23 protein-coding genes are annotated in these 25058 nt (G+C 37.9%); 9 read left to right on the top strand and 14 right to left on the bottom strand.

Features of this window, described 5'->3' with window-relative positions; translation table 11 throughout:
- Window positions 1–51: 51 nt before the first annotated feature.
- The 6 genes from purD (at window position 52) to RMB13_RS05200 (ending at window position 5941) form a co-directional block, all read left to right on the top strand.
- Window positions 52–1335: a phosphoribosylamine--glycine ligase gene (gene purD, locus RMB13_RS05225; protein WP_311084600.1), complete on the top strand. Its 1284-nt coding sequence runs from the start codon at window positions 52–54 to the stop codon at window positions 1333–1335.
- Between the two features lie 488 nt (window positions 1336–1823).
- On the top strand, window positions 1824–2696 hold the full coding sequence (locus RMB13_RS05220; RefSeq protein ID WP_005039576.1) for a MetQ/NlpA family ABC transporter substrate-binding protein: 873 nt from the start codon (window positions 1824–1826) through the stop codon (window positions 2694–2696).
- A 75-nt stretch (window positions 2697–2771) separates the two neighbouring features.
- Window positions 2772–3797: a methionine ABC transporter ATP-binding protein gene (locus RMB13_RS05215; protein ID WP_003652515.1), complete on the top strand. Its 1026-nt coding sequence runs from the start codon at window positions 2772–2774 to the stop codon at window positions 3795–3797.
- On the top strand, window positions 3794–4489 hold the full coding sequence (locus RMB13_RS05210; RefSeq protein WP_017392060.1) for a methionine ABC transporter permease: 696 nt from the start codon (window positions 3794–3796) through the stop codon (window positions 4487–4489). Before RMB13_RS05215 ends, RMB13_RS05210 begins: the two co-directional genes overlap by 4 nt.
- A gap of 159 nt (window positions 4490–4648) precedes the next feature.
- Window positions 4649–5380, top strand: a complete 732-nt coding sequence (gloB, locus tag RMB13_RS05205) for a hydroxyacylglutathione hydrolase (RefSeq protein WP_080027413.1) — start codon at window positions 4649–4651, stop codon at window positions 5378–5380.
- A gap of 357 nt (window positions 5381–5737) precedes the next feature.
- Window positions 5738–5941 carry a hypothetical protein gene (locus RMB13_RS05200; protein WP_003652518.1) on the top strand — a complete coding sequence of 68 codons (204 nt, stop codon included), beginning with the start codon at window positions 5738–5740 and terminating at the stop codon, window positions 5939–5941.
- A 167-nt stretch (window positions 5942–6108) separates the two neighbouring features.
- Here the strand turns inward: RMB13_RS05200 and RMB13_RS05195 are convergent, their stop codons facing one another.
- On the bottom strand, window positions 6109–7407 hold the full coding sequence (locus RMB13_RS05195; protein ID WP_003652519.1) for a dicarboxylate/amino acid:cation symporter: 1299 nt from the start codon (window positions 7405–7407) through the stop codon (window positions 6109–6111).
- 446 nt (window positions 7408–7853) lie between these two features.
- Window positions 7854–8426, bottom strand: coding sequence for a TetR/AcrR family transcriptional regulator (locus tag RMB13_RS05190; RefSeq protein ID WP_151302433.1), 573 nt, complete (start codon window positions 8424–8426; stop codon window positions 7854–7856).
- A 134-nt stretch (window positions 8427–8560) separates the two neighbouring features.
- On the opposite strand from RMB13_RS05190, the gene RMB13_RS05185 reads away from it, so the two are divergent.
- Window positions 8561–9763: an MFS transporter gene (locus RMB13_RS05185; RefSeq protein ID WP_311084599.1), complete on the top strand. Its 1203-nt coding sequence runs from the start codon at window positions 8561–8563 to the stop codon at window positions 9761–9763.
- Window positions 9764–9988: 225 nt separating this feature from the next.
- Window positions 9989–10642 (top strand): glutathione S-transferase family protein, encoded by a 654-nt coding sequence (locus RMB13_RS05180; protein WP_202724260.1) that lies wholly within the window; start codon window positions 9989–9991, stop codon window positions 10640–10642.
- A gap of 46 nt (window positions 10643–10688) precedes the next feature.
- Here RMB13_RS05180 and RMB13_RS05175 read toward each other — a convergent pair whose 3' ends face one another.
- The 8 genes from RMB13_RS05175 to RMB13_RS05140 form a co-directional block, all read right to left on the bottom strand.
- Window positions 10689–11840: a sterol desaturase family protein gene (locus RMB13_RS05175; RefSeq protein ID WP_311084598.1), complete on the bottom strand. Its 1152-nt coding sequence runs from the start codon at window positions 11838–11840 to the stop codon at window positions 10689–10691.
- Window positions 11841–11987: 147 nt separating this feature from the next.
- Entirely contained in the window at window positions 11988–12878 is an 891-nt protein-coding gene (locus RMB13_RS05170) for a LysR family transcriptional regulator (protein ID WP_311084597.1), read from the bottom strand.
- Between the two features lie 90 nt (window positions 12879–12968).
- Window positions 12969–14324: an MFS transporter gene (locus RMB13_RS05165; protein WP_311084596.1), complete on the bottom strand. Its 1356-nt coding sequence runs from the start codon at window positions 14322–14324 to the stop codon at window positions 12969–12971.
- Window positions 14325–14366: 42 nt separating this feature from the next.
- A complete protein-coding gene (salA, locus tag RMB13_RS05160) occupies window positions 14367–15644 on the bottom strand; it encodes a salicylate 1-monooxygenase (protein ID WP_311084595.1) in 1278 nt (425 codons plus the stop codon).
- Between the two features lie 177 nt (window positions 15645–15821).
- Window positions 15822–17195, bottom strand: a complete 1374-nt coding sequence (locus RMB13_RS05155; RefSeq protein WP_311084594.1) for a sorbosone dehydrogenase family protein — start codon at window positions 17193–17195, stop codon at window positions 15822–15824.
- Between the two features lie 70 nt (window positions 17196–17265).
- Window positions 17266–17676, bottom strand: a complete 411-nt coding sequence (locus tag RMB13_RS05150; protein ID WP_311084593.1) for a PH domain-containing protein — start codon at window positions 17674–17676, stop codon at window positions 17266–17268.
- Between the two features lie 70 nt (window positions 17677–17746).
- Entirely contained in the window at window positions 17747–19576 is a 1830-nt protein-coding gene (locus RMB13_RS05145) for a DUF1302 domain-containing protein (RefSeq protein WP_311084766.1), read from the bottom strand.
- 102 nt (window positions 19577–19678) lie between these two features.
- Window positions 19679–20284 (bottom strand): alpha/beta hydrolase, encoded by a 606-nt coding sequence (locus RMB13_RS05140; RefSeq protein ID WP_080645524.1) that lies wholly within the window; start codon window positions 20282–20284, stop codon window positions 19679–19681.
- Window positions 20285–20574: 290 nt separating this feature from the next.
- Here RMB13_RS05140 and RMB13_RS05135 point away from each other — a divergent pair, with 290 nt between their 5' ends.
- Complete coding sequence (locus RMB13_RS05135) at window positions 20575–21585, top strand: AraC family transcriptional regulator (protein WP_311084592.1); 1011 nt, start codon at window positions 20575–20577, stop codon at window positions 21583–21585.
- 109 nt (window positions 21586–21694) lie between these two features.
- Here the strand turns inward: RMB13_RS05135 and RMB13_RS05130 are convergent, their stop codons facing one another.
- Genes RMB13_RS05130 through RMB13_RS05115 form a run of 4 tightly spaced genes read right to left on the bottom strand, consistent with a single transcriptional unit; the run spans window position 21695 to window position 25023 of the window.
- The gene (locus RMB13_RS05130; RefSeq protein WP_311084591.1) at window positions 21695–22705 is read right to left on the bottom strand and encodes a putative sulfate exporter family transporter; all 1011 of its coding nucleotides are present in this window, start codon (window positions 22703–22705) and stop codon (window positions 21695–21697) included.
- Window positions 22698–23006 carry a Rieske 2Fe-2S domain-containing protein gene (locus RMB13_RS05125; RefSeq protein ID WP_311084765.1) on the bottom strand — a complete coding sequence of 103 codons (309 nt, stop codon included), beginning with the start codon at window positions 23004–23006 and terminating at the stop codon, window positions 22698–22700. Before RMB13_RS05125 ends, RMB13_RS05130 begins: the two co-directional genes overlap by 8 nt.
- Window positions 23007–23020: 14 nt before the next feature.
- Window positions 23021–23677 (bottom strand): DsbA family oxidoreductase, encoded by a 657-nt coding sequence (locus tag RMB13_RS05120; protein WP_311084590.1) that lies wholly within the window; start codon window positions 23675–23677, stop codon window positions 23021–23023.
- Window positions 23674–25023: an MFS transporter gene (locus RMB13_RS05115; protein ID WP_311084589.1), complete on the bottom strand. Its 1350-nt coding sequence runs from the start codon at window positions 25021–25023 to the stop codon at window positions 23674–23676. The genes RMB13_RS05120 and RMB13_RS05115 overlap by 4 nt, the downstream gene beginning before the upstream one ends.
- Between the last annotated feature and the right edge of the window lie 35 nt (window positions 25024–25058).

Genomic DNA, 25058 nt, shown 5'->3' with positions numbered 1-25058 from the left:
TGAGGGATAGAGGGGGATGAAAAAGGATTAAAGTTAAGGAACAAATTAAAAATGAATATTTTAGTTTTAGGTAGTGGTGGTCGTGAACATGCTTTAGCATGGAAAATTGCGCAAGATACCAATGTTACTCAAGTTTTTGTTGCACCAGGTAATGCTGGAACTGCAACAGAAGACAAATGTCTTAATGTTCAGCTTGATATTTTAGACAACCCAGCAATTATTGCTTTTGCTAAAGAAAATAATGTTGATCTTATTATTGTTGGTCCAGAAGCACCATTAGTTAATGGTGTGGTAGATGCTGCACGTGAAGCAGGTTTAAAAATTTGGGGACCTACTCAATATGCGGCACAGCTTGAAGGCTCAAAAGCATTTGCCAAACACTTTTTAAAGCGTCACAACATTCCGACTGCTTTCTATGACGTTTTCACTGAAGTAGATGCAGCTAAAGCTTATGTTGAAAAAAATGGTGCACCAATTGTAATTAAAGCTGATGGCCTTGCTGCTGGTAAAGGTGTAATCGTTGCAATGACCAACGAAGAAGCTTTTGCAGCAATTGATGACATGCTTGCAGGCAACAAATTTGGTGATGCTGGTTCACGTGTTGTGATTGAACAGTTCCTTGCAGGTGAAGAAGCTTCTTTCATTTGTATGATTGATGGTAAAAATATTTTACCAATGGCAACTTCACAAGATCACAAGCGTATTTTTGAAGGCGATCAAGGTCCTAACACTGGCGGTATGGGTGCATACTCTCCTGCTCCAGTTGTAACTTCTGACATTTTTGAACGCGTTATGTCTGAAATCATGCACCCAACCGTAGAAGGTATGGCTGCTGACGGACATGTTTACACTGGTTTCTTATATGCTGGCCTAATGATTGATGAGCAAGGTCAACCACGTGTGATCGAGTTTAACTGTCGTTTTGGTGACCCTGAAACTCAACCAATCATGATGCGTTTAAAATCATCTCTTGTTGAATTGGTAGAAGCCGGTATTGCTGGTAACTTACCAAAAGAAGCTGAATGGGATGAACGCAAGTCAATCGGTATTGTACTCGCAGCAGAAGGCTATCCTGATAGTGTACGCAATGGCGATGTAATTTCAGGTATCGGACAATCACCTGAAGATACTAAAATTTTCCATGCAGGCACTGCAACTCGTGAAGATGGTCACATCGTGACTTCTGGTGGTCGAGTTCTTTGTGTAACAGCATTAGGCGACAGCGTTTTGGAAGCACAAATTAACGCACTAGAAGTATGCGGACAAGTTAACTTTACGGGTATGCAATATCGTAGCGACATTGGCTACCGCGCAATTGCACGTGAAAAAGCTTAAAAATTCTACAAGTTTAAAACTCTAATGAAAAGCCTCTATATATAGAGGCTTTTCTATTATGTGCCACAATATAAGCAAATCGTATAAATCTTTATTATATTTCTAAAGATATCAACAAATAGAAAAGAGGCCCTCTATATCAAGCACACTTTTATTGATATGATTAGCATAACGTTGGAACTGTCAATAAACACTGCTGTTTTAATAATTTTCATAGCGACTTGCTCTACAGGTTATAACTGTAGAGAGTTTTTAATGTTCTAAATTTATGAACACTCGTTTGGTTACTGTTTGGGGATTAACTGTTTGGGGAAACAGTTAATCCCCAAACAGTAACCCTCTCTTACCGCCAAAATATGCAAGCAAATTATGAAACCCCACCAAAAGATACCAGAGTTTAAACCAGTTGTAATTCCAACTCCTCCCATTTCATATGGATATAGATCAATACTTATTTTTCTATATCTCCTCAATCAGGACTTTTTTAAATGAAAAAGCTGATCAGTCTTTTTTTAAGTATGTCAGTAGTACTATTGGCAGCATGTGGTAAACAAGAAAGTGCTCCACAAACAAACCAAAACAATGATAGCTCCCAATTACAAACGGTAGTAATTGCCTCTACAGGTTCAGATGCTGATATTTGGCGTTATATCGCAACTTTGCCAGAAACCCAAGCTGCTGGCTTAAAGTTAGAAGTGAAAAACTTCACAGACTATGTTTCTATGAATGCAGCCATTGCAAACAAAGAAGTAGATCTGAATGCTTTCCAATCTTATTCTTATCTTGTTGCATTTAATAAATCAAACCAAGATAAAATTGCACCGGTTTCTACCACATATCTTGAGCCAATGGGTATCTATTCAAGTAAACACAAAAAAATTGATGAGCTCGCAGAGGGTGCAATTATTGCAATCCCAAATGATGCTGCCAACGAAGCTCGTGCTTTACTTTTATTACAAACAGCTGGCTTAATCAAACTTAAAGCTGATTTTAACCCGGCTCAAGGCAGTCCAAACGATATCATCGAAAATAGTAAAAAGATCGATATCAAACCAATCCAAATGGCAACTGCATTACGTATTAAAGACGAAGTTGATGCCGTTGTATTAGGTAACACCTTAGCAATGGAAGGTGGCTTGAACGTACTCAAAGATTCTATTTTCTATGAGCCTGTTGATCAAAGCACACGACTTAATGTCAACGTTCTTGCAACTGCTGATTCACGTAAAAATGATGCTGTTTTGCAAAAAGTTGGACAGCTATATCACAGTGCAGCAGCTAAAAAGTATGTAACAGAGCGTTTTGGTGGAACAAAAGTTGACGTAGATCAACCAATCAGCTATCTCTCAGAAGCTAAATAGTAATATAATAGCGGAAACGTGAAACAGGCAAATTCTCTTTGCCTGTTTTTTCTTTCCAGCATAGCTTCTGACGATATGATTCAATTTAAAAACATTTCAAAGCACTATCAGCTCAAAAGTCAAACCATACGCGCACTCGACCAAATCAATTTAGAGATTCCAGAGGGCAGTATTTTTGGCATCATTGGCTATAGTGGTGCAGGTAAAAGTACCTTAATCCGCCTGATCAACCTACTTGAGCGACCAACAGAAGGTCAAATCATTATTAATCAGAAAGATTTCACCGCTTTGGATGCACGCTCATTACGTCAGGAACGTGCAAGTATTGGAATGATTTTTCAGCACTTCAATCTGCTACAAACCAAGACGGTTGCTGAAAATATCGAAATGCCAATGCGACTACTGAATTACAATAAAGTAGAACGTGAAAAGCGCTTAAATGAGTTGCTGGAGTTCATTGATCTTAAGCATAAAAAAGATGCTTATCCAGATGAACTTTCTGGCGGACAAAAGCAACGTGTCGGTATTGCCCGTGCTTTGGCAAATCATCCAAAGATTCTTTTATGTGATGAAGCAACCTCTGCCCTAGACCCGCAAACAACCAAGTCAGTTTTAGAGCTACTCAAGAAAATTAATCAAGAGCAAAAAATCACGATTGTTATGGTGACCCATGAAATGGATGTCATTGAAACTATTTGTGATCATGTGGCTGTGATGGAAGCAGGTAAAGTCATTGAACAAGGTTCAACGATTGATATCTTTAGTAAACCTCAACATCCAACCACTAAAAACTTCATTCAAACTGTTTTACATCAACAGTTGCCTGTGAATATTTTAAATCAGCTCGAAAACCAGCATCATCATAGTATTTACTGTTTACAGTTTTTAGGGCGTTCTGCTCAAGAGCCTGTAATTCAGTCACTGATTAAAAAATTCGATATTAGCTTAAATATTTTATTTGCCAACATGACTGAAATTAATGGCACAGTCATTGGTCAAATGTTTGTGCAGCTTTTAGGTGATCCTCAGCTCATTAAGCAGGCTATTGAGTTTTTGGAACAAAATGAAGTAGGTGTAGTTCAATCAGGAGATCAAGTATGAGAGATTTAATCGTACAGTGGTTAACTGAACTTACTCAACCTTTCTGGCACAGTTCCCTTTCTATTGATCAGTTCGTTACAGCTTTGCAAGAAACCTTTCATATGGTTTTCTTTGCACTTTTGTTTGGCGGCATTTGGGGATTTATTCAGGGAATTATTTTATTAGTTACCCGTCCAGAAGGCATTTTACCCAATAAAGTGATTTATCATTTACTTAATCCAATTGTAAATGCTTTACGCTCTCTTCCTTTTATTATTTTACTCATTGCAGTGATTCCTCTTACTAAGCTATTAGTAGGTACTTCAATTGGTACGTGGGCAGCTATTGTTCCATTGACTATTTATGTTGGCCCTTATATGGGACGTCTGATTGAAACTTCATTGCTTGAAGTAAATGAAGGAATTATTGAATCTGCTCAAGCGATGGGTGCTACACCTTGGCAAATTATCTACCGCTTTATTTTACCTGAAGCACGCAGTTCACTCATTTTAAACCTTACCACAGCGACAATCAGTCTTATTGGTGCAACCGCCATGGCTGGCGCAGTTGGCGCAGGTGGTATTGGTGATTTAGCGATTTCTTATGGTTATCAACGTTTTGATACTAGCGTTGTGATTTTAACAGTTATTATCCTATTGCTATTAGTACAGATTGTACAGACGCTAGGGAACTGGCTCGCCAAGCTCCGTTAAGTCATCCATACAAAAAAAGCTCTCTTCCTAGAGGGCTTTTTTGTTTTATATCACCCTGTTCTTAAAGACAGTTGAGAGCATGGCTCAATACCATTTTCTGGTATGATCAGAATTAGTCATTATTCATTTACTCTTTGGATTTAGTTTCAGGATAAAACAATGCGTTATAGAATTCATTTTATTGATGTGCAGAATGCCCTCCAAAACTATATCTGGATTTTAGAAGATACTGAAACCCAAGAAGCTGTTGCAGTCGACCCAACAGAAGCGGAACTGGTAACTCAATTTTGTCAGAACAATCAGTTAAATTTAAAACAAATCTGGCTTACTCATTGGCACAAAGACCATATAGGTGGTGTTGCGGATTTAACTGCTGCCCAAAATATTACTGTGTATGGCCCACGTGATGAACTCACAAAAATTCCGGGAATTACCCACCCCTTACAACATGACGATCATCTAAAATTTAATGATTTAAAAGTAGAGATTATTGCAACCCCAGGTCATACCTTAGGGCACATTGTATATTTTATTGAAGAATTAGAGGCTGTATTTTGCGGTGATACCTTATTTGCAATGGGATGTGGTCGATTATTTGAAGGCACAGCTGAACAAATGTATCACTCACTGAGCCGTCTAGCAGCATTACCGACCAACACAAAAGTTTATTGCACACATGAATACACGCTTTCAAATGCCGAATTTGCCTTAACGGTAGAACCGCATAACCATGCCTTATCTGAACGAGCTGAAGAAGTCCGTGAGCTACGTAAACAGAGATTAATCACCCTACCAAGCACGATTGAACTTGAATTAGCAACCAACCCCTTTCTTCGCGCAGAAAGTGTTGAAGACTTCGCCCACCTGCGTGCTCTTAAAGATAATTTCTAAAATTAAGCTTTCAAAGAAGATACAGTTTCATTTTTAAGAACTGTATCTTCTTGCTCATTACCTGCTGCCTGTAATTATTTTTTACATTTACTCTATTTTTTATTTGTTCATTATTTTAAAAATATCATTGAATTTATAATTTTTAAAAACCATTATACAAACAGCTCTTTAAATAAAAAGTTATTATTTTTTAGTCACATAATAGACTCATAATTTCATAAAAATGAAATTTTTTATTTCTTTATCTTACTTTTTTTACAAGTTGCAAAATAAAAAAAAGTTTTTCCCCTTTAAAAAATCTAATTAAAACCCTATTAATAAATAAGATGTAATGCCACGGATAGAAGGAGTTCTCACGTGAAAAAGGTTGTTAAAGCTAAAAATTTGATTGCGTTTCGTATTTGGTTAGAAAAGTTAGGGTATTCAGTTAAAAATCTCGCTGACGGGAAAGGTTTTACTTTTAGTTTTAAAAAAGAATATGGTCTGGTAACCTGTGAGTTAGCCGGCAATTCATTAGCGATGCAATTAGGTGAAGAGTTTGAGGATCACTTAAAAGCATAATTTTTCACGACTTGATTTAAATTGCTGTCTGGTCTTTATTGAAAGATAAGTAATGTTGCAGAACTTTAGAATGGCTTAATTAAAAATATATTTTTAGAGATTAAACAAAAAATCTGTAGCTGGGCTATTCTCCCAAATTGCCCTTAGCTACAGATTTTTTTGTAAGGTTAATCTGCTTTAGGGTTCTTTAATGCTTTATCAAGAAGATCTTTATCTAAAGCCTTATCCCAACGTGCCACAACAATTGTTGCACATGCATTACCCACTAGATTTGTTAAAGCACGGCACTCAGACATAAAGCGGTCAATACCAAGAATTAAAGCCATACCTGCGACAGGAACAGCTGGTACAACCGATAAAGTTGCAGCTAGAGTAATAAAACCTGCACCAGTCACCCCTGCTGCACCTTTAGAACTTACCATTGCGACTAAAAGCAATGCGATTTGCTCACTAATTGATAAATCTACATTACAAGCTTGCGCAATGAACAGAGCCGCCATAGTCATATAGATATTTGTACCATCAAGGTTAAATGAATAACCTGTTGGAATGACTAAACCTACAACTGATTTTTCACAACCTGCTTTTTGCATTTTGTCCATTAAAGATGGCAAAGCTGCTTCAGAAGAACTTGTTCCCAAAACCAACCAAAGTTCATCTTTGATATAACGAATTAAATGAATAATTGAAAAACCGTTATAACGAGCTACTGCACCCAAAATTACTAGAATAAATAACACAGCAGTAATGTAGAACGTCATGATTAACAGTAATAAATTACCAATTGATTCGATTCCATACGCACCGATCGTAAAAGCCATTGCACCAAAAGCACCGATTGGGGCAAGCTTCATTAACATACCAACTAAGTAGAAAACTGGAGCTGTTAAGTTATTTAAAAAATCGGTAATTGGACGTGCTCGGTCACCCAAAGCAGCCAAAGAAATACCAAATAGCACCGCTACAAATAACACCTGTAAAATCTCGCCACCAGCCAGAGGACTGACCAATGTTTGCGGGATAATATTCATGAAGAAGTCGGTAATATTTGTTGCATGCGCCTTTTCAACATAAGTATTTACTTTGTCGTTGACTAAGGTAGCTGGATCAATGTTAAGGCCTTTACCCGGTTGGATAATATTTGCCACAATCATACCAACCACAAGTGCCAAGCTTGAGAAGGTAAGGAAATAAAGCATAGCTTTACCAGTTACACGGCCGACTCGGCTCATGTTTGTCATACTGGCAATGCCTGTAACAACAGTTAAAAAGATGACGGGAGCGATAATCATTTTAACGATCTTGATGAATGCATCACCAAGTGGTTTTAAACTTTCGCCAAGTTCTGGGTAAAAATGACCAATTAAAATGCCCAAAATAATTGCAAAAATGACCTGTACATACAAAATTTGGTGAAATTTCTGTTTTTTCTGTACTGCTTCTTGGTCAAGGGTATTGAAATCCATTATCTAAATACCTTTTCGATGGGGATAAAAAAATAAAATATAAAGCAAGCACCACAAGCTGCTTTAACAAGGAAAAGCCATTGTAAAGAATAAAAAACACCCTGTGTCATAAATTTAAAAAATGTTAAATTCAAAAATCATGCGTTAAATTGTATAGAATACTTTTTATTTTTAAGCTTTAAATATCGTAAAAATAGTTAATTTTTTAAGTAAGTTATTATTTATATTAAAATTTTACACCATAAATAGTAATAAAACCCACCATGCATACTCTTTTATCCACCTCAAGCCAACCATTTATTAAATAAATGATTTTATATAAAACATATAAATTATGAATTATGAAAATTTATTTTAAAAATAATAAGAAAAACTGATATATAATTTCTTAATGAGAAAACGCGTCTATTTCTTGTTAAATATTTAAACTAATAGGCCGCTATAAATTAATTAAAATTGGAATGAGTCTTAAATAACCGCTCTAATAAAATATGGACATAGTCTAAGCATAAGGTGCGGTCAGTGAATAAGATTCTAAACAACATTGGAGCAATGACTGCTTCGATAATTTCTTGATTCGATATGGTTGGTTCATGACGTAGTCTTGCTCGAGCTTGAATAATATCGAGTTGCTGAATAATTAAGGTTTCGCATTGTCGGGCATTTGAAGATTCTGCTGCATATAACACATCACGTAGTAAGACCTGTCCCACTTCAGAAGAATACTCTTCAAAATACTGTTCGACCCATGCGGTAACATCAAGTTGAAATGAACCTAAATCTTTTGGCTCCATTTCGGGTTTGAGTTCATTTAGAGCAACATCTGAAAATAACTGATTAATGTCTCCCCAACGGCGATAAATTGTTGAAGGCGTTACTCCTGCCTCATGAGCGATCATAGGTATGGTGATTTGGCTTTGCTCCAATGTTTTTTGAAGCTCTTTGACTGCTTGATGTACCGCAGTTTGGATTCTTTCACTACGGCCGCCCGGTCGTAACCCAGTAACAACTTTTGCCATTAATCAGCTCTACTTCAATAAAAAACAATTAAAATATTATTTGTATATACAAAATACACTAAAGCTAAGGATTTGCTTTAGTGTAAAAATAATGTATAAAAGCTAAATATTCGCTTTTATGTTATTCATCTTATATGAACAATTCAAGTTCGAAACGGTCTAGATCTGTTTTTCAGTTAGATTCAAGAGTTGCGTTGACCTTAAACACGATCACGCTCATGACATTTATGGCCGCGTCCAGCTCACCGACTCCTCTATATCGCTTGTATCAGCAAGCATGGCAATTTTCGCCTGTTACATTAACCTTAATTTTTGCGACCTACGCGTTTACCTTACTTGCCTCTTTACTCATTATTGGCTCTTTATCTGATTATATTGGACGTCGACCTGTCATTCTTTCAGCGATTTTTCTGCAAATTGTTTCAATGAGCTTTTTCCTTTTTGCCTCAGATGTTTCTATGCTATTTATTGCTCGTGGGCTGCAAGGCATCGCGACTGGACTTGCTGTTTCTGCCATAGGAGCCGCAATTTTAGATTTCAGCAAACATCAGGGCTCCTTGATTAATAGTATTGCTCCAATGGTCGGTATGGCAGCTGGCATCTTTATTACATGTACTATTTTGCAATTTTCATCACAACCTTTGCAGCTCGTTTTTGAGCTTTTATGTGTTCTCTTTGCATTTCAACTCATTTTAAGTTTCTTTAATCCTGAAACTGCACAAAAAAGATCGGGTGCACTTGCTTCTTTAAAACCCAACATGGCTATTCCTCATCAAGCAAGAAGTGCTTTATTAAGCATTAGCCCTATTAACATTGCACTTTGGATGGTCAGTGGTTTTTTCTTATCACTTATGCCCTCTTTACTCGCAAAGATTTTTCAAACCTCTTCTGCATGGCTAAACGGGATTATGTTTATGGCGCTTGCACTTTCAGGTGCAGCCGGCATATTAACCCTAAGAAAATCTACAAATTTTCGTATTTTGCTCACGGGTACCTTATCCATCATTATTGGAGCAACCGTTTTATTTTTAGCGATTAATTTTACAAGCGCAGTGGTTTTATTTTTAGGCTCTATTATTACTGGAGTAGGTTTTGGTACCGCTTTTATGGGAGCAATTCGCACAGTCATGCCGCTTGCGTTACCAGAAGAACGTGCTGGTCTTATGGCTGCATTTTTTGTTGAAAGCTATTTGGCTTTTAGTATTCCGGCAATTCTTGCAGGTTATTTTGTGGGTAAAATTGGACTTATGAACAGTGCTAATATTTATATGAGTTTAATTATTGGCCTTGCTCTGATTGCCCTTGTAATGATTTTTAAAAATATTAAAAGCAAATAATGATTTGTTAAAAAGTCAGCCTCAAATGAAGCTGACTTAAACAATTAAAAACAAATAATACTTAAATAAATAATTTAGCTTCTGATTACTACATTTATATCTATTCAAATTCGTTAGACTATTTTTAATATCAAGATTCACTCGCAAGATGAATTTAGATGAAAAATAAGTAAAAGGCTCAAAAGTATGTTTGAGTTATCAATATAAAATATAAGGAAATTTACTATGAATAATTTCATTTTGACAACTTTTGATTGGGTGCCAGAATTACCACGAGGTTTTGTAAGAGATATAAGGATAAGATGGGCATTAGAAGAGGCAAAAATGCCCTATAAAATAAATAGCGTATCTTTTTATGAGAGAGGAGCTGATCATTTTGCTCACCAACCTTTTGGGCAAGTTCCTTGGTTAACAGATGGTGATATTTCAATTTTTGAAAGTGGCGCTATCCTATTTTATTTGGGTGAACGTAGTCGTGTACTTTTACCTACAGATCCGAAACAGCGTAATGAAGTTATAGAATGGTTATTTGCAGCACTTAATTCAGTAGAAATGGCGAGTCTTCCTTGGGCTTTATTAAGATTTTCTAATGCTCAGAGAGATACTCCCGCACACAAACAATTTGATGCCTTTCTTCAGTCTCGCCTTCAACATATGGAGTCATTTCTTGCAGAGCGCGAATGGCTGGCTCAGTCATTTTCTATTGCCGATATTGTTATGGCTGACGTATTACGTTTGGTGAATAAATTTGATGGGTTGACAGAATTTCCCCATTGTCTTGCATATGTTCAGAGAGCGACTATACGTCCTTCTTTTCAAAAAGCGTATGCTGACCAAATGGCTCATTTTGCAGCGGCAGATGCCAAGAAGAATGCTTAAACATGTCATTTAAGCATTCTAGATTTATTAAGCTAAAACTTAAGGTTTACTGATCACGCCAAGGTTTTAAAAACCGCTTTACATACTTTTTAAAAGGCCAAGTAAATTGTTTCACAAAACTATTTGGGATTTTATAGCCAACCGTTCCATATACACTGGCCAAATGTTTAGGCATATAGACCGTTTTAAAAATAACATCATAGAGTGGGATAAAAGCAGCATAATTTTTATCAATCGCTGGTTTTTCTGAAGAATGATGCCAATGGTGGAATTCTGGTGTTGCAATAATCCAGCGTAAATATGGAAAGCGAAAACGTACATTGGAATGAATAAAAATAGCGTGAAATGAAATAAAAACTAAATAAGCAAAAACAGCTGAAGTATGAAAACCCAACAGGAAAATCGGTAAAGTCGCAATAAAGCGAGTCATCAGTACTTCTATGACATGCAAACGAGAAGATGCTAACCAATCCATATATTCTGTCGAATGATGAATCGCATGAAAGCGCCATAAGAAATTAACCTCATGCATAGCACGGTGCAACCAATACACCGTAAAATCCACCACAATCAGTAGCTCAATAAATTGCAGCCAAATTGGTTGAGCTTGTACATAAGGCACAATTGGGTTATCAGGCAGGTGCGTAATCCAATATTGAATTGGCATAACCGTTAAAAAGCTGAATAGTTGAATCCCAACATGGCTGACCATGAAATATTTCATATCGGTCACCCAACCGACTCTTAATATTTTTTGTTCAGGATTTTTAGCAAAAAAACCTTCAAGCGGAATAAAAACAAACGCTAAAATGAATAGGGTTAGTACAAAATAATCGATACCTGCATAAAACGGTACACTTGGTAAAACGGGTGCTTCAATTACGCCGCAACCCAAAACTGCTGCCACAAGTGAAAAACATAGCCCGTAGAACCCATATCGGTTTTGACGAATAATTGCGCTAAATGCACCAAAACCAGCACTAATCACAATGCCAGTGATCAGGCCATAATAGAAAAGATTATAATGCTTTGCGTAAAGAGGACGAAGTTCTGGTGTCGTTAATACACTGGGAAATAAAAAACATAAAGCACCAAATAAACAAAGCAAGCTGAGTGACATTGAAATAAACGCACTGATTTTCCCTAAACCCGCATTAAGTTCTAAATTTTCAAATTTTGCTCTTAATTGATCGGTCATAATTCGTATCAACAGTTCTTATTGTGTATGTAGCGAATGCTATCAAAATTTAATAATAAATTGGAAAGAACTTTAACTTCTCAGATCAGATCCATTAACCTGAAAATTGAATTTTAAATATAATTTTCAACACAGATATTAATGGTTTTATAAAACTTCAAATATTTGACCGACAGATTGAATCAGCCATTTTCTGGCAATAATATCATCACTACGATTAAACCAGTTCAAGCTCACTTTAAAAGAATCCATAGCGAAAGGTAATTCAAACATTTGGACATTACCATGAGCGAAATAATGTCGAGCTGCTCGTGACGGTAATGTCACCAACATATCTGAACTCTGTAAAACGCCTTGCAAAACACTAAAATGCGGGACTTCTAAACGAATACGTCGCTTCAAATCCATTGTTTTTAAATATTGTTCAACTTGGATATGCCCTGTCGATGACTTAATGGCAACATGGTCTTCTTGCAAATATTGCTCTAAAGTCAGTTGCTGTTGTAGCCTCGGATGGTTAGCTCTGGCAATACATACATATCTTTCTTCAAATAAAGTACGTGTTTCTATTTTCGGCATTATTGTCTGCGTACTATTAAAGACAGCCAGATCTAAAAAACCATCAATGAGCCACTGTTCAACCTTAGCAGACTGAATCTCCTCAATTTCAATTTGAATATGTGGGGCTGCTTTTTGTAAAAAAGCCATAAGGCTAGGCAAAAGACAAATTTCCCCTGCGTCAGACAGTCCAATTCTGAACGTTTTATTCGAGTTTTCAGGATGAAATTCCTGTGCTTGAGCAATCGCCGATTCAATATTAAAAATCGCTTGATGGAAAATTGGATAAAGTTCATGTGCAACTTTTGTTGGCTCCACTCCTCCTCGACTTCTGGTAAATAACTCATCATTTAACTGACGGCGTAATCGGTTCAAATTATAAGTCACCGAAGGCTGGCTTAAATTTAATTTATCGGCAGCTTTACTAATATGACGAGACTCATAAATACAGACAAAAACTTTAATCAAACCTAAATCCATGGTTCTGATCCTTTAAATACTCTAAACAAAGACTTTAGCTTCTTTGTTTAGAGTTTAGTTTGTTTTATCGGGATAAAAAATGCTTAATTCTTATGGAGATATGCTTGAATTTAGCATTACACGCTTGGTTCGACTGCAAATACTTATGGCAATAACACTTAAGGTTGCCAGCACACAAGGAATGGCTAGAGCGATAAAATTATATTCAATTGGTAAATGCAAACTTAAAAGCCAGCCGCATAAAATCGGTCCCAGAATAGCGCCAATACGCCCCACACCTAAGGCCATACCAATGCCGGTACTTCGAATTGGGGAAGGATAAAACTGCGCCATATAAGCCAGTAATAAAATTTGCCCTCCAATAGAAGCTGCACCTGCAACAGCAATGCAGAGATATAAAATCACCATAGGTAACGCGTAGCTTAATAAGTAAAGTGAAATTGCACCCGCTAAGAATAGTGAACAAATGACCTTACCTAGATGAAAACGATCAGCAAAGAAACCGCCACCTATTGCACCTAGCATTCCCCCTAAATTTAATGCCAGTAAAAATACCAAACTGGTTGATAGATCGTAGCCTGCTTCTACCATTAACTTTGGTATCCAATTACCTAGGGCATACACCATAAGTAAAGCCATCAAGACACTGAGCCAAAAAAAGATGGTGACTAGGGCACGATTTTCAGTAAACAAGGCAACCAAAGGACGAGCAGCAACTTGTTGGTTTTCCTGATGTAAAACAATATTGGTCTGGACACTTATATTTTGTTCAGGAGCCAACTGTTGAAGTAAATGTCGTACCTCATCCCACTTCTTCTGACGAATTAGATAATCAATCGATTCGGGTAAATATTTCCAAATAATTGGTAATAGAACCAACGGAATACCTGCCAAAATAAACATAATTTGCCAACCAAAATTAGGCACCAACCACATGCCTAAAAGTGCCGAGCCCATACCCCCAATGGCGTAGCCACTAAACATCAGTGAAACTAAGGTAGATCTTAACTTTTTGGGGGCATATTCTGTCATTAGGGCAATGACGTTGGGCATTACACCGCCTAAACCTAAACCCGCAATGAAACGGTATATTGCAAACGCTTTTGGACTATCGGCAAGACCGCATAACACAGTAAAACCGCTGAAAATCATGATGCATAACATAATAAGGCGTTTACGGCTAAAGCCATAAGATTCTAATTTGTCCGCTAAACTTCCAAACAACATTGCACCAAACATCATGCCAAATAGTGCAACACTACCTAAAAGCCCAGCAGTCATACTATCTAACTGCCAGTGCTGCATGAGCTTAGGTAATGCAACACCGTAAATGACCAGATCATATCCATCAAAAATAATAATAAGTGCACTCAGCAAAATCACTCGCCAATGCAATGGCGTTAATTTTGCTTCATCAATCAATTGATTTGCATTTAGTTTTTCCATAATTGCTTTCCTTAGCAAATTGTTTATAAAGCATCACATGATTTAAATAGTCGCCATTCCTAGCTGTTTTAATTGTTGCTGTGCCTCTGCAACATCCTGCTCTAAATCGTGTTGCCACAACCAGTCAAAACGATGTTCAAGGTGCTCGCCAATTTTTGCAAACGTTGAGTACTGAGTTGAATAGCACTCATAAATTTCGCCAGACTCACGAGAGGTTTGTTGAACACGACAAGCGCGTTTTAAACGGAGCTTTTCATAAATCGAGGACACATCGGTGAGTTGATCCGACTGTAAGTTTTTCTCAGCCAGTAATGCAGCAAGGATTAAAGCATCTTCGAGACCTTGCCCTGCTCCAGCCCCTTGGTGAGGTAACATGGCATGTGCGGCATCACCCATAAGAATCACGTGACCCGAGGCACTTTGATAAGTCGATAGTTCTTCAATTTCATGTAAAGCCCAAATGGTGGGTTGCTCAATTAAACCCAGTAATGTTTGGCAACTTTCGCTCCAGTCTGAAAAATCAGAAAGCATTTGAGCTTTATCGACAGGTTTAGTCCATGGTGTATCGGCTGGTAGTACTGTATCTTCGCGGTTTGAGCAGAAAGCAACGATATTAATTTGCTCCCCCTTACGAATTGGGAACGTCAAGATATGTTTGTCTTTGCCCAATAACATTTGGGGAATATCTGCTAAATCTGTATCGCCATCTATTTGCTGCAGCGCTGCTTTAAATGAAGCATGTGAAATGATTCCACGATATGCCCAAGTTCCTGAAAAGCGTGGATGAACAGGTGGCAAAGCATGTGTAGCTAAAACATATTGGCGAGCAATAGAGCGAATACCATCAGCCCCAATCAAATAATCACATTCGTGCCTACTGCCATCATTGAAATGTAAAATGACTTGATCTGCTTGTTCTTCAATAGACTCAAGTCGTTTAGAAAAGTGGACATTTTGCGTAGGCATGTGAGGAATAATCGCATCTAGAAAGTCTGCACGATGAACAGAAGACTGCCCTACACCTGTCGCTACCGATGCAGATAAATATTCATCGGTATAACCATTACGCCATTGAAACCAAACATCTTGAAATGGTGCAGATACCTTATCTGCAATTGCGTGATATTCGTTGGCTAAACCTAATAATTCAATCGCTTTGACTGCATTTGCTCCAAAAGAAATCCCTGCCCCAATTTCAGAAAACTGAGGTGCAGATTCAAACATTTGGACATCTAAATGAGCATGTTTACTTAAATTACTTGCCAATGCCTGACCAGCAATACCGCCACCAACCACGGCAATTCGAATATGTGTATTCATGTGTTTTATCCTTAAACATCATTGTTGTTTTCACATATTCATTCTTGAGAAGTTAGCTTATAAAGTCCAATTAGTATTTTTTTCGTTCAATTATTTAAAAATTAAATAATAGCCAGTTGGACGAGCCTCTATAAAGCTTAAAGACCGCCCATACTAATAAATGATCGTTAATATACTTTATGGTGTGCCTGGCGGGGTTCCAATAGCACGTTTCATTGGAGCTTCATAAGTCGTCTCCGCAACTGGTGAAACGCGCCAAATCGTATTGCCTACGTCATCTGCAACTAACACAGCACCCGAGAAATCAATTGCCACACCTACAGGGCGCCCATAAGCTTTTCCTTTATCACTGAGGAATCCTGTCAATATATCTTGCGGTGGACCAGAGGGTTGACCACTTCTAAATGGTACAAAAATGACTTTATAACCACTATGAGGTTTACGGTTCCAAGAACCATGCTGACCGATCAATGCCCCTCCTCTAAATTGCGGCATGAGTTCAGCTGCATAGAATGCAAGACCTAAAGAGGCTGTGTGATTACCTAGTGCATAGTCAGGTTTAATTGCACGTGCGACCAGTTCAGGATTTTGTGGTTTTACTCGCACATCCACATGTTGACCATAGTAGCTATAAGGCCAGCCATAAAAAGCACCGTCTTGAACCGAAGTCATATAGTCAGGTACTAAATCACTGCCAATTTCATCGCGCTCATTAACAACCGTCCAAAGTTTTCCGCTTTGAGGTTGCCAAGCCATACCATTCGGATTACGTAGTCCCGTTGCAAATGGACGTGACTGACCACTTGCAATATCAAACTCCATAATTTGTGCGCGACCTTTTTCTTTATCCATACCATTTTCAGCAACATTACTGTTAGAACCAACAGTAATGTACAGCTTACTCCCTGCTGGGTTAGCGATCACATTTTTGGTCCAGTGGTGATTTAAAGGACCGCCCGGTAAGTCCAATACTTTGGTTCCACTTGCTGTAATTTGAGTTTCACTGTCTTGATAAGGAAAACGCACAAGTGCATCCGTATTGGCGATATATAAGTTATTACCTACTAATGCCATACCAAACGGTGAGTTCAAATCTTTGAGAAATACCGTTTTTTGATCAGCAATTCCGTCTCCATTAGTGTCTCGAAGCAAACTAATACGATTGGCACTCGGATGAGATGATCCTGCACGTCTCATCACGAAAGTCATAATTTTACCCTTAATCCCTTTGCCGTCTTCTGGTTTAGGGGGGGCATCTGTTTCAGCAACCAATACATCACCATTGGGTAATACATAAAGCCAACGTGGGTGTTCAAGCCCTTTTGCAAATGCTTTTACCTTCAAACCTTCTGCCGGTGTTGGCATAACACCACTCGGCCAGCCTTCTGCTGGTGCTATATTTACGGTTGGAAATAAACTTGATTTAGGCTCAGGCAATTTTGGTTCAGGCCCATAGCTCTCGGTAATAGGAGACTGAGAGGATGAAGCACATCCAGCTAATGTAATTAAAACCGTAGTGCCGAAAATTGGCAGTAAAAAACGTGTAAGCATGGTTTATCTCCATTTATTTTTTGTCGTCATGGAAATAGCGTAATTTATGTTTGCAATTAAACAAGCAACTTTAATGGAGTCTTTTGTTTATGGCTTGAAAAAAACGTTCTTTATCTTTTGGTGAAATCATCACTGAAGTAATTTCTCCATTCTTCATATAATAAATTTTGAGTCGATCTAATGAGAGCGCTGGAGATGAAAGTGGATTATGAGTAGGTTCTATTTGAGTAATATCATTAATATTAATTTTCCATCGGAATACCAAGCTCTTAATAATTAATGTGTCGTTTTCTACTACGTAATAAGTGTTAAAAATTGGAAGCCAAATGACAAAAATAATTAAACTATAAATAATGAGATGCGGAAAATTTGAAGCTAAAGAATAATGATGATTTGCTTCATAAATTTTCATAACAATGATGGCAGTGATAACAATAAATATTAATAAAAGCCACCAATCAATTTTTGATCTAAATTTCAAAAGTTATCCTCCATTCTAAAATTTCATTTATAACGGGTCTTTGTATAATTTTTTTAAGAAAATAATTGAACTAAAAATTAGCTTTAAATGTTAAAGATATAAAATCTCGATCATCTATAGTACTAAACTCATTAGAACCAAAAAAGTTATTATAGGCAATCTCAGTTGTATATTTTTGCTGATAAGTCATAGATAACGCTGCACTTACACTCATTTGCCCTTCTTGAAAGTTTTGACTAAAACCATAAACATCATGTCTAAAACTAAGACTTGGAGTAATCACTGTAGAGGGTAAAATATCTTGATAGCTTAATGCGCCACGTAATCGGTAACCAAATGACCATTCATTAAAAAATCCATTTTTATTACAAAAGCGTTCATTCAAGTTATCAATTTCTGCATTTGTAAGATGAGCTGTACCATACGGCGTACATTTAAATGTTCCTGTTTCAGGATTATAAGCCCCTGTTGAAAGTTCACTACGGCCAAATGCTCCTGTCCGGCCAATCCGATGATTACCAATATCTGCAATATGGTTTAAGGCAAACTCTGTAGACCATGTCATCGAATTTGCGCCCAAAATATTAAATATACTGTTAGTTGCTCCGACCGAAAATTGTGTTACAGGTAAGCGTACATAACCTTGAATATATTGACCTAAGTCAGCAGTTTCCCCCGGCGGTGCAAATGGTGTGCCTTCCGATAACACTTGAGCATAGACAATATCCGTACCGTTTAATTGCAAAGGTTGATTAGGTTTGTGGGTTAATTCACTAAAAACGGTTGTTGTGCCAACTTTCCCAGTCAGACTTAATCCAAACATTTTGATATTTTCAGGATAAATAGAAAAATAACTTGCAGTATTAAAATGCTCGGGGCCCGATGCTGTTACAGCCGTTCCATCAAAGTTTGCATTGCGATTATGGTAGTTCGCATAGTAAATACCTAACTCAGCATTATTTAAACTTGGTAATGTCTGTTTTAAAGCAATACCATATTGGCCATTGTCCTTTGCTTTTCTGCTTTCTGCACGTGGAATATAACTACCTAAACGCACTGCAGTATCAGATAACTTATCTCCACCTCCAGCAATCAAAACTGGTCCCGCGTTTTCGGGAACAAAGTCTGAAATCTCAAAGAAAGTCCCGCTGCCATCAACAACTGAAGGCCTAAATTTAAATTGATAGAAACCTTCTATTTTCAAATTTTTATTAATGCTTGTATCAAATGAAAACATTTCGGTTGGAATGATTCTTTCTTTTGCATCACCAGCTGGTCGGTTGATTGCAGCAAAATCAAATGCACTCACCGAGTTTAAACCGTTTTGGAAAAACTGAGATTTCCCCCAATTTAAAGTCTGTTTGCCTAATTTTAAATTTATGTTTTTTCCATCGTTAAGTTCAAAATCTTTCCATATATAGGCATTCCATAAATCGATGCCTTTGAACTTTGCGAGCCTTGGCCACGCTGAATCATTAAAGGGTTTAAAGTCTCCTTTTCCTGTCTCATAGGCATGGTCATACCAGTATTTAGTACTAATGACTGCACCTTGTTGTTTTCCATTTAGCTTAACTTCTGTTATGCCTCTAATGATCTGTGAAATGGCATCATATTTACTAAAATTCATGCGCCCATCATCACCATTCACATCAATGCTTGAGCCTTGTTTACCTATTTTGTTTGCGTCAGGCCGATAAAGTAATGAAACGGATGGATCTTGTGTACTCCAACTGGCACCTAAACTTAATGTCGTTTTTGTATCGAACTTCCAGTCTTTATCAACATCAAAACTAGCTGCATTCGCTTTAGACATAAATAAAATCAGACTTAATGAAACACCTATTTTTTGAATATATAAAATATGTTGGTTTGTTTGATTTAAATATACGTAATGCCTCATCATATTATCTCCCTATAAATATGATTTTTCTTATTTATTGCTTATTACTCAAAGCCATCCATTGGCTTTTAAATGGTTTATATAAGCAGATGTTTTTTCGTACTACGCAGGTTGTTCCACCTGATCTAACTGTTGAATGAATTGCTCAGCTAGAGGCCAATAACCAAAGCCTGATGCAGGGTTTAAATGTCCCACTTCACCTAAATTTACGAGTTGGCTACTCCACTTTTTTGCCATTTCACTTACAGCTTCATAGCGAGCTAAATGGTCATTGGTACTTGCAACCAAAATGCTGGGGAAAGGTAGTGTTTGATCTGGTAAAGGACTCCATCCTTCTTGATGAAGTACAGTTGGACTAGGATAATTTTCAGGCCAACTTTTGTTTAAATCAGGAGGAGCAACAAGTAGAGCACCTTGAATTGGTCTTTGATGTTTGGCAGCCCAGTGTATAGTCATCAGAACACCCGCGCTGTGTGCAACCAAAATGACAGGCCCGTTTATTTTTTCGAGTTGTGCTTGTATCGCAGCAACTCTATTTTCACAATTGAGTTTATTGGTTTGTACAGGTGGTACAGAGCGAACCTTCGCTAGCCTTGTCTCTAAAATCGTTTGCCAATGCTCGGGAACGTGGTCGCGTAACCCCGGAATAATTAAGATTGTTGCTCTGGTTTGTATTTTTTCCATTTTGACGCCTGTGAACTTTGCCATCTAGGATGCACAAGAATTTTTATAAAACTCCATTCACAATAAAGGCTCATTTCAGTTAATGGTGTACATAAGGCGTCACGGACTTTTCATTTGACGACACATCTTTTTAAAATTTAGTAAATTAATTAAAATATTTTTTGTAATTACAAGTGAATTAAAAGAACAGGTTTAAATTGAATCGACATCACGATTAGGCGTTTAAATAAAAGCTTTTGTAATGTGAATATTTTAGTTATAACTAGATATAGGCTGTAAGGGATATGGCTGATTAATAACAAGGAGATAATAAAATGGTACCTCTTGCGCATACCGCCTCTTTAAAAAATTATTTGGCAGTTGCTCAACAATTAGATCTAAACCCCTACCATTTATTATCACGTGTTGGGCTTAGTCAAGCTCAATTAAATGATCTTAAACAACGCATTCCTGTAGATAAGGCAATTACCTTGCTTGAAGACTCAGCCCAAATGAGTAGTTGCGATGTTTTCGGTTTACATATGGCAGAACAACGCGAAATTGCAGATTTTGGTGAAATTAGCCTTTTGTTAAATTATCAGCACACTTTACGAGATGCCTTACAAACGATTGTTCGTTATAGAAACTTACTCAATAACTCACTTGAGATTTATATTGAGGAGGTTGATGATACTGTGGTTATTCGAGAAGAAGTTGTGACCACAACTTGCGGATATAGTCGCCAAGCCACTGAACTTGCTTTAGGAATTACCCATCGTTTTTGTGCAGCGTTACTGATGCAAAAATGGCGACCATTAAGTGTTCACTTTACGCATAATCCACCAAGCGATTTAACCCTGCATCGACGGATTTTTGGCTGTGCCTTAGAGTTTGGAAGTGACTTTAATGGCATTGTTTGTACCGCGGCCGAACTTGATACAACAAATCCTCAAGCAAATCTGGCTATGGCCAACCATGCGCAGCGTTATTTAGATATTTTACAGAATAGTAATGAATCGACCATGATTTTTGATATCCGTAAAAGTATTTATCTTCTTTTACCAATGGGCCGCGCTACGATTGATCAAGTGGCTCAAACACATGGTATTCATGTACGGACCTTACAGCGTCGATTAGAAGAAGCGCAGACGAGTTTTAGTAATTTAATCAATGAAGTACGTAAAGATCTCGTATTTCGCTATTTAAAAAATCTAAATTATTCACTTGCTCAAGTGTCTGATATTTTAGGTTACTCGATGCCGAGCTCTTTTACTCGTTGGTTCATTAGTCAATTTGGAATGTCACCAAACATGTGGCGTAGCCATAACAAATCGCTACTGAATTAAGCACAGGTGTATTTAGAGTAAAGAAGATGAATTGATTCAAACACAGCTTTAAATAAAAGAAGAAGTTTTGTGAATAACCCAAAACCTCCTCTAAAGATTTAAAATTAAGTTAAAACCAAAAGTGCATTAATGCTAAGACTAATACCACTAAAAATATGCTTTCGCCGACCATGAGAAGAATCGGTTTAATTCCGACAGATGCCAATTCTTTTAATTGAGTTTTCATACCCAAAGCACTAATTGCGATGACTAAAAACCAGCGTGATAAATCGTTTATGCCATTTTGAACCATTACTGGCACCCATCCTGTACTGTTAATACAAGCGAGTATTAAAAAGCCAACTGCAAACCAAGGTAGTAATGGTGGACGCTCCCCCATTGTATCTGCACCTTGCATGCGGGTAATCATTGCCGCACAAACAATCACTGGAAGCAGCATTGCTACACGCATAAGCTTAACTACAGTCGCAGTATCACCTGTTTCGGTAGACATGCTATAACCCGCTCCCACCACTTGCGCTACATCATGAATGGTAGCTCCGAGAAAGACACCAGCAGCTTGTGGCGATAGTTCTAACCACTTCGCAATCATTGGATAGACAATCATTGCTAGTGTTGAAAGTGCAGAGACCCCAATGACTGTAAACAAGGTCGCTTTTTCTTTTTGGGGATGATTCGGAAAGGCAGCTGACAATGCTAGCGCAGCTGAAGCACCACAAATTGCGGTTGATCCACCGGTCAACATACCAAATAGTCTTTGGAAACCTAAAATTTTAGCAGCGATCACTGAAACGGCGATTGTTACAATAACCAGAGTTATGACTAACGCAACAGGTTGCCAACCTAGTGCGGTAATTTGTCCTAAAGTTATACGCATGCCTAGTAAGGCAATACCCATCCGCAGTACACTACGTGCAGTAAATTCGATACCTACCTTACATTTACTTTCAGCTGCTAAAAAATTTAGACTCATACCTAGCAGTAAGGCAAATAACATGACTGGCGCGCCATAGTGCTCTGATAAAAAACAGGCAGCCGCAGCAACGACCGAACTGACCACAAAGCCTGGTGCTAATTCTCTTGTACGCTGGGAAAAATTTTTCAAAACTAAACTACTCATGATTTCCCCCACAACCGATCACAATAAATACCTTGTCCTCGATCACTTCTACGGGATAGGTTGCAACTTTGAGTTGAGCAGAATTAACTAAACAGCCATTTGTTAAATCAAAGCGTAGACCATGGGCACAACACTGAATCACTCGTCCTTCTAAACGTCCACTAAATAGCGATGCGCCCTGATGAGGACAGCTGTCATCGATTGCATAAAACTGAGCCGCAACGTTAAATAATGCGAGAGTTTTATCTCCAATTTTAAAAAAAGCCCGCTCACCTGAATTCGGTATTTTCTCAAAAGGCACTTCAAATCGGTTGGTCATATCAACTCTCCTTGCCCCAAAAGTGCTTCATGCATCGCTTGATAAAGAGCATCTGCTGATTGCGCGCCCACTAAGGCAGAAGCCCGATCAAAAATAAAATAAGGCACGCCATTACCTCCTGTACTTGCAGAGATAAAATCTTGATGATCTTGAATAAGCGCACTTTTTATAAGTTCAGATGAAAAACCACACTGTTTTGCTATTCTGGATAAAGTAATGGTGTTTCCAATATCTAACCCATCATAAAAATAGGCAGCAAAGAGTTGTTCTAACAATGTATTACACTGCTCAGGAGTACCTATCTTTAAAGCTTTATCAAATAAGCGATGAGCTTTAGCCGTGTTTGGCATGCGTTTAATTTGTTCAAAATCGATCTTGAGTCCAACTTTATTTGCGGCTTTATTGACTTGTTCCTGTCTCATGCGAACTGCTGTCAAGCTACCTAATCTTTTCAAATAAAACGTTTGAAAAGGTACACCCTCAACTGCCAAGTCCGGTATGAGCTGAACACCTCGCCAATGCACGACAACTTTGACGCTAGGGTGAAGCTGATAAAATCTATTTATAGCGATCAGTAACTGACGTTTTCCGATCAAACACCAAGGACAAATAAAGTCAAAAAATACATCAATGTGTAATTGCCGAATCATCATTTGTTATTCATCCCGCATTTTTGTATTTGGTTACTTGAGTGATTTTTAAACTCAGTCATTCCTTGCTGCTCAAAGCGTGCAATATCTTTGTGGTAATGGCGTTTGGCATAAAAAAATACGGCTGCGGCTGCAATACTGACCAATGGCATCAGTTGAAATGCGCTATGTAATCCAATCACATCAGATACTTTGCCGACCACTAAAGGACCAAGAGCTAAACCAAGAAAATTATTAGCCAAGGTGAGCGTTGCAAAAGCGGAACCATGAACTGAGTTATGTGTGAGATTGGCCACCATGGCACTGGATGGACCATTGGTTCCTAAGGTAATAAACATTCCAAGGCAAATTAGAAGTAATTGACTACGTCCCGTAGGCACAGCAAAAGCAATTAATAAAAGCACACAACTGACCAAGCAGTATGTAATAGCTAAACTAACTTTGCGATCAGGACAATTACGGCCCAAATAATCACATAACATGCCGCATAAAATTGTGCCCACCGCACTACACAGCACAATAACTGCAGCCATTACACCAGCCTTGTCGGTACTCATGCCGTAATAGCGATTGAGATAACTCGGCATCCAGACAATCACCGTTCCACCGACAAATAACTGCAAGCCACTACCAATGTAAGTAGCAATGACTGAACGACTTGAATATAAAGTTTTTAAAGGACTTTGAATGTGCCTAGTTTTGCTACGATTTTTATTTTGATGTGAAGAAGCTATTCTTTTTTCTTTGACCAAAACTGGATATAGAAAAGCTAAAATGAGGCCAAATAAAGCAATAGCACCAAAAGCCCAACGCCAGCCAAAGTGCTGTGCCAGAACACCACCTAGAGCCATACCCAAAAATGAACCGAATACACCGCCAGCCATAAAAGCACTAGCAAGTGTTGCACGCATTTCCCTTGGGAAAACAGCAACAACCACTGCGATACCAACACTGCCATAGGCCGCCTCACCCACACCAACCATAAAACGAGCAATAAACATTTGCTCATAGTTTTCAGCCAGTGCACATCCTAAAGTCGCCAAACTCCATAATGCCGCCATAATGGCTAAGCTTTTAACTCGTCCAAAACGGTCTGCTAATAAAGATAACGGCAGAGTCAATAAACCTACCATTAAGGCGACAATGCCACTGAGCAAACCTAGTTGACTATCACTGAGTAACCATTCAGTTTTGAGCAATGGAAAGACTGCATTTAATACTTGCCGTGACATGTAATCGGAAATGAGCAAGCCAAATGTCAAAGCAAAAACAAGCCATGCATAACGACGAGGTATACTGATTGACGTATCAACATCACTCATCTGATCTGAATACTGATGTGCATTCATACGACCTCCTTGTATTTTTTATAATTTCTACTTAG

This window comes from Acinetobacter sp. V102_4, from assembly GCF_031799005.1.
GTDB lineage: Bacteria > Pseudomonadota > Gammaproteobacteria > Pseudomonadales > Moraxellaceae > Acinetobacter > Acinetobacter calcoaceticus.
Note: the sequence above shows the minus strand (reverse complement) of the source record. Positions and strands in the feature narration are given on the sequence as shown.